The organism is Streptomyces aureus (assembly GCF_001418135.1).
GTDB lineage: Bacteria > Actinomycetota > Actinomycetes > Streptomycetales > Streptomycetaceae > Streptomyces > Streptomyces aureus_A.
The window spans coordinates 1-5,160 of record NZ_LIPQ01000565.1 but is presented as its reverse complement, the minus strand read 5'-3'; the positions used below and the strand labels follow the sequence as shown (position 1 = coordinate 5,160).

At 70.7% G+C, this 5,160-nt stretch carries 5 protein-coding genes; all 5 read right to left on the bottom strand.

Annotated elements, in window-relative coordinates; all coding sequences use genetic code 11:
* Positions 1 to 41: 41 nt before the first annotated feature.
* The 5 genes from AOK00_RS33995 to AOK00_RS33975 all read right to left on the bottom strand — a co-directional run bounded on the left by AOK00_RS33995 (position 42) and on the right by AOK00_RS33975 (position 5,061).
* Positions 42 to 713 carry a class F sortase gene (locus tag AOK00_RS33995; protein ID WP_055603992.1) on the bottom strand — a complete coding sequence of 224 codons (672 nt, stop codon included), beginning with the start codon at positions 711 to 713 and terminating at the stop codon, positions 42 to 44.
* Positions 710 to 1,396, bottom strand: a complete 687-nt coding sequence (locus tag AOK00_RS33990; protein ID WP_055603991.1) for a PT domain-containing protein — start codon at positions 1,394 to 1,396, stop codon at positions 710 to 712. Before AOK00_RS33990 ends, AOK00_RS33995 begins: the two co-directional genes overlap by 4 nt.
* A gap of 74 nt (positions 1,397 to 1,470) precedes the next feature.
* Positions 1,471 to 2,250 carry an HAD-IIA family hydrolase gene (locus AOK00_RS33985; RefSeq protein ID WP_015033821.1) on the bottom strand — a complete coding sequence of 260 codons (780 nt, stop codon included), beginning with the start codon at positions 2,248 to 2,250 and terminating at the stop codon, positions 1,471 to 1,473.
* Positions 2,251 to 2,329: 79 nt separating this feature from the next.
* Positions 2,330 to 3,868, bottom strand: coding sequence for an alkaline phosphatase family protein (locus tag AOK00_RS33980; protein ID WP_055603990.1), 1,539 nt, complete (start codon positions 3,866 to 3,868; stop codon positions 2,330 to 2,332).
* Positions 3,869 to 4,002: 134 nt separating this feature from the next.
* Entirely contained in the window at positions 4,003 to 5,061 is a 1,059-nt protein-coding gene (locus tag AOK00_RS33975) for a 2-aminoethylphosphonate ABC transporter substrate-binding protein (protein ID WP_055603989.1), read from the bottom strand.
* Positions 5,062 to 5,160 lie beyond the last annotated feature (99 nt).

The window sequence follows — 5,160 nt, the reverse complement described above, 5'->3', positions numbered from 1 at the left end:
GCCGTGCGGGTGCAGGCGCCGAGGGTCGGCAGGGGGCGGGATCAGGGGGTTGCTGCTGTCAGGTAGGCCGAGACCACCACGTTGGCCGTGTACGCGTTCGAGTTTCGGTCGAATGTTCCGCCGCACGTGATCAGGCGGAGTTCCGCACGGTGCGGGACCCTCGCCCCGTACACCTCGCTCGCGTCGAAGTGTTCCCGCGGATAGACCTGGACGTCGTCCACCGTGAACTCGGCGACCGATCCGTCCGTACGGGTGATGCGGACCTTCGCGCCGGGGCGGGCCGCGCTCAGGCCGTAGAAGACCGCCGGCCGGGTCTCGGTGTCGACGTGGCCGACGAGGAGGGCCGGGCCCGCTGCGCCCGGCCGGGTGCCGGAGCCGAACCAGCCGACCGTGTGCGGCATCTCGTACGGCGGCGGATCGATCGCCCCCGTGCTGTCCAGGCCGCGCGCCACGACGGGCGCGGCGATGCCGAGGGACGGGATCTCGACCCGCCGGGGCGCGACGGGTGCGAGCGGGTCCCTCGCCGGGGGCAGGGCGACGCCGAGCGGCCGGCCGACGGCGGCGATGTCTCCGGTGGTCGGCGCGGAGCTGCCCCCGGGGCCGTCGGCGACCTCGCGGCCCCAGAGCCAGAGCCCGAGCAGAAGCAGCGCCCAGGCCACGCCGGTGACGAGTCGCCCGGTGCCCGCCGGGCGGGAGCCGGACGGTGCTGTCACTCCGTACCCGCCCCCGAGCCCGTGCCCGTACCCGTACCCGCACCGCGACGGCGGGAGCTGCGGAAGGCGACCGACACGGCGGCGACGGCCGCGAGGCCGAGGCCGAGCAGGGTGTACGGCGTACCGAGGCCGCTCTCGCTGGTGGTCTGGGCGACGCCGGGGGCGGCCGGGGCCGCGAAGGCGGCGGTGCCGCCGCCGCCCGCGCGGACCGGGGCGACCGGGCTCGCGTGGTGGGTCGGCTCACGCGTCGGCTCGTGGGTCGGCTCATGGGTCGGCTTGTGGGTCGGCTTGTGCGTCGGCTTGTGGGTCGGCTCGTGCGTCGGCTTCTGGCGCTCGACGCGCACCGTGCCGACGTCCGGGTGATCGTGGCCGTCGCAGGTCACGCTGACCTTGTACGTGCCGTTCTCCAGCCGGGTCTTGATCGTGGTGTCGCCGAACAGCGGCGCGCCGCCGCCGTCCCGGCCGGTGAGTTCGGCGTCGGCGACGAACGCCGGGGACTTCGCGGCACCGGTCGTGCCCTTGCAGCCCTGGACACGGACGTCGATGTCGGCGCCGGGCGAGGCGGTGGACGGGGTGACGGTGACCTTCACCCCGTCGTGGGCGTACGCGCTACCGGCCGTGGGTGCCAGTACGAGTACGAGGGCCGCCCCTGCGGCACTGAGAGCAATGGGACCTGAACGCATCGTGACCTCCTGGTACTGGCAGGGTCACCCGGATCGGGTCTTTTCGCATCCGCAGGGGGGCCGGCGAACGGCCGCTACACCCGGTCGACGATGTCCGCGATCGACTTCACGATCTTGGACGGGCGGAACGGGAAGCGGTCGATCTCGGCCTCTCCGGTCAGACCCGTGAGGACCAGGAAGGTCTGCATGCCCGCCTCCAGGCCCGCCAGGATGTCGGTGTCCATCCGGTCGCCGATCATGGCGCTCGTCTCGGAGTGGGCGCCGATGGCGTTCAGGCCGGTGCGCATCATGAGCGGGTTCGGCTTGCCGGCGAAGTACGGCTCCTTGCCGGTGGCCTTCGTGATGAGCGCGGCGACGGAGCCGGTGGCCGGCAGCGGGCCTTCGAGGGAGGGGCCGGTCTCGTCGGGGTTGGTGCAGATGAAGCGGGCGCCGGCGTTGATGAGCCGGACGGCCTTGGTCATCGCCTCGAAGGAGTACGTACGGGTCTCGCCGAGCACCACGTAGTCCGGGTCGTGGTCGGTGAGGACGTAGCCGATGTCGTGCAGCGCGGTGGTCAGACCGGCCTCGCCGATGACGTACGCGGTGCCACCGGGGCGCTGGTCGTCGAGGAACTTGGCGGTGGCGAGGGCCGAGGTCCAGATGTTCTCCACGGGGACCTCCAGGCCCATCCGGGCGAGGCGGGCGTGCAGGTCGCGAGCCGTGTAGATCGAGTTGTTGGTGAGGACCAGGAAGGGCTTCCCGGTCTCCCGCAGCTTCCTGATGAACGCGTCGGCGCCGGGGATCGGCACGCCCTCGTGGATGAGGACGCCGTCCATGTCGGTCAGCCAGGATTCGATCGGCTTGCGCTCTGCCATGGGTGCGGGACTCCTGCCGTACATGTGTGCGGTGTGCTGGGGGCGCCGCGACAGCGCTGTGGCGACGCCCCCAGCCTAGTCAGGAAGCCGTCACCTTGACCCCGTCGATCACCCAGTACCAGTTGTTGGAACCGGTGTAGCGGAAGCGGAAGCTCACGCTGGACGCGCCGGCCGGGACGGCGACCGTGAGGGACTGCGGCTGGGAGATCACGTCGGCGGTGTAGCTCTTCACGACGGTCGGGGTGCCGCCGTTGAAGACGGCCTGGACCTGCGCGGTCTGACCGCCCTCCTGGCGGTGGAAGGTCGTGAAGTCCAGGGTGACCCGGGTCGCGCCCGAGACGCCGTACGCCGGAGTGACGAGCGTCGAGTCGTACGTCCCCGAGAACGCCTTGTCGGCCCACTCGTCGGAGTCGGCGACGGCGAAGACGCCCCGGGCGCGCACGTTCAGCTCGCGGGACTGGTCGCGCTGGGAGCGGGACCAGAACTCGTCGGTGGCGAAGGACCAGCCGCGCCACTCGGTCATGCCGCCGGTGCCCATGGCGTTGTCGATGACGGACCAGCCGCTGGGCGCGGTGTGGGTGAAGCCGAGGATCCCGGCGGGGATGCCGGTCTCGTCGACGCGGCCGGTGAGCGACCCGTAGAGGCTGTCGAAGGGGTCGGTGGAGCGCTCCTGGATCGGCTTGCCGTCGAGGCCCCAGGACGCTGCGGGGGTGATGCCGAGCTGGCGGAAGACGGTGGCGGCGACGTCGACGAGCCGGGTGTCGATGGGGCGCGCGCCGGCGGCGATGCCGGGGCCCTGGGCGAGGACGAAGGTGCGCCGTTCCTCGATGGAGGAGCCGCCGTGGCCGCCGCCGTCGGTGTGGCCGTGGTCGGTCGTGACGATGACCGTCCAGCGCTCGGTGGCGTACGCCGGGCGGGCCTTGATCGCGGTGAGCAGCCGGCCGAGGTAGCCGTCCTGGACGTCGATGGCGTCGGTGTACCTGGGGCTGGCGGCGCCGTGGTTGTGGCCGATCTCGTCGGTCTCGCCGAAGTAGACGAAGAGGACGTCGGGGTTCTGGTTGCGCAGGATGTCCTCGGTGATGTCGGTGATCACGAGGTCGTTGACGACGTAGTTGTTGTTGTAGACGAGCTTGGCGTCGGCGCCGGGGGTGACGGTGCCGTGGGTGTCCAGCTCGGGCCAGTCGACGGCGGCGAAGAGCGAGAGCTCGGGGCGGACCTGGTTCAGCCGGGCCAGGAAGCCGGGGTACTGGCCGTAGTTCTTGCCGGTGAAGGTGTTGTCCTTCACGCCGTGCTTGTCGGGCCAGACGCCGGTGGAGATGGTGGACCAGCCGGGGCCGGAGGAGGTCGCGGCCATCGGGTTGGCGTAGAGCAGGGAGCGGCCGAAGGTGCCGTTCGCCATCAGGGACTTGAGGTTCGGGGCCTTGGCGGCGTCGATCCGGTCGTGGCGCAGGCCGTCCATGCCGACGACGAGCACCTTGTCCTTGCTGGTGCCGTTGGGGAGCGTGGGCGCGGCGGCGGCCAGGGCGGCGGGGGCGGTGGCGAGGCCGGTGGCGGCGACGGCCGCGGTGGCGCCGGCGGCGGCGAGCACGGTGCGTCGGGAGATGCCGGTGATCGGCATGTCGGAGTCCTCCGTGAGCGGGGTCGATGGGGGTGAAGACACGCGCCAACGCCCCTGATTTCTCAGGGGCGTTGGTCCGTACCCGTTATCCTTCCGCGATCAACGGCGGCTTTCCAGGGTCGTGCGGTGAACTCTTAGCTTCCGGTCGCGGACTTCCACGCGTCGACGTACGTCTTGAGGTTCTTGTCGATGTCGGCCCAGTCCGGCTCGAAGACCTCGACGCCCTCCATCAGCCTGGCCAGTTCGATGGCGTTGGCGTCGGTCGCCTTGACGTCCTTGCGGGCCGGGAAGCCGCCGCCGACCTCGCTGACCTCGCGCTGGGCGCCCTCGGTCAGCATGAAGTCGAGGAGCTTCCTGCCGTTCTCGGCGTGCGGGGCCCTGTCCACCAGGCCGGCCGCGTACGGCAGGGCGAAGGTGGTGGGCCTGCCCGCGCCCCTGGCAGGGAACCAGATGCCGAGGTTCGGCATGGACCTGGACTGGGCGAAGTTCATCTGCACGTCGCCGTTGGCGACGAGGAGTTCGCCCTTGTCCACCTTGGGGGCGAGCTTGGAGGTGGAGGAGGAGGGGCCGACGTTGTTGGCCTGGAGCTTCTTCAGGTACTCCATGGCCGGCTCCTGGCCGCCGAAGTCGTGCATCGCCTTGATGAGCACGGCGGTGCCGTCGCCCGCGACGCCCGGGGTGGAGTACTGGAGCTTGTTCTTGAACCTGCCGTCGAGCAGCTCCTCCCAGGACGTGGGGGCGGCGGGGAGTTCCTTCTTGTTGTGGATGAAGCCGAAGTAGTTGTTGACGACCGAGGTCCAGGTGCCGTCGCTCGCCTTGTCGCCGCCGCCGACCTGGTCGGCGCCCCGCGGGATGTACTTCTGGAGCAGGCCCTTGGAGCCGGCCTGCTGGATGAAGGGCGGCAGGGTCACGATGACGTCGGCCTGGGTGTTGCTCTTCTCGCGGAGGGCGCGCTGCACCATCTCCCCGGAGCCGCCCTCGACGTACTTGACCTTGATGCCGGTCTCCTTCTCGAAGTCGGCGAAGACCTTGTCGTACCAGCCGTCGCCCGCCTCGCCCTTGAGGCCGTCGGCACTGTAGACGGTGACGATCTTCTCGTCGGAGGCGGCGGTGGAACCACCGCAGGCGGTGAGGCCCGCGGCGAGGACGAGGGAGCCGGTGACGGCGGCGACCGGCTTGGCGTACGTACGCATGACGTCTTTTTCTCCTGAGGATCTCTGACTGAGGGAAGCGCGGGGGAAGGAACTCGGAAGGAACTCGGGGAAGGGCCTCTAGTGACCTGAGTCAGAGGT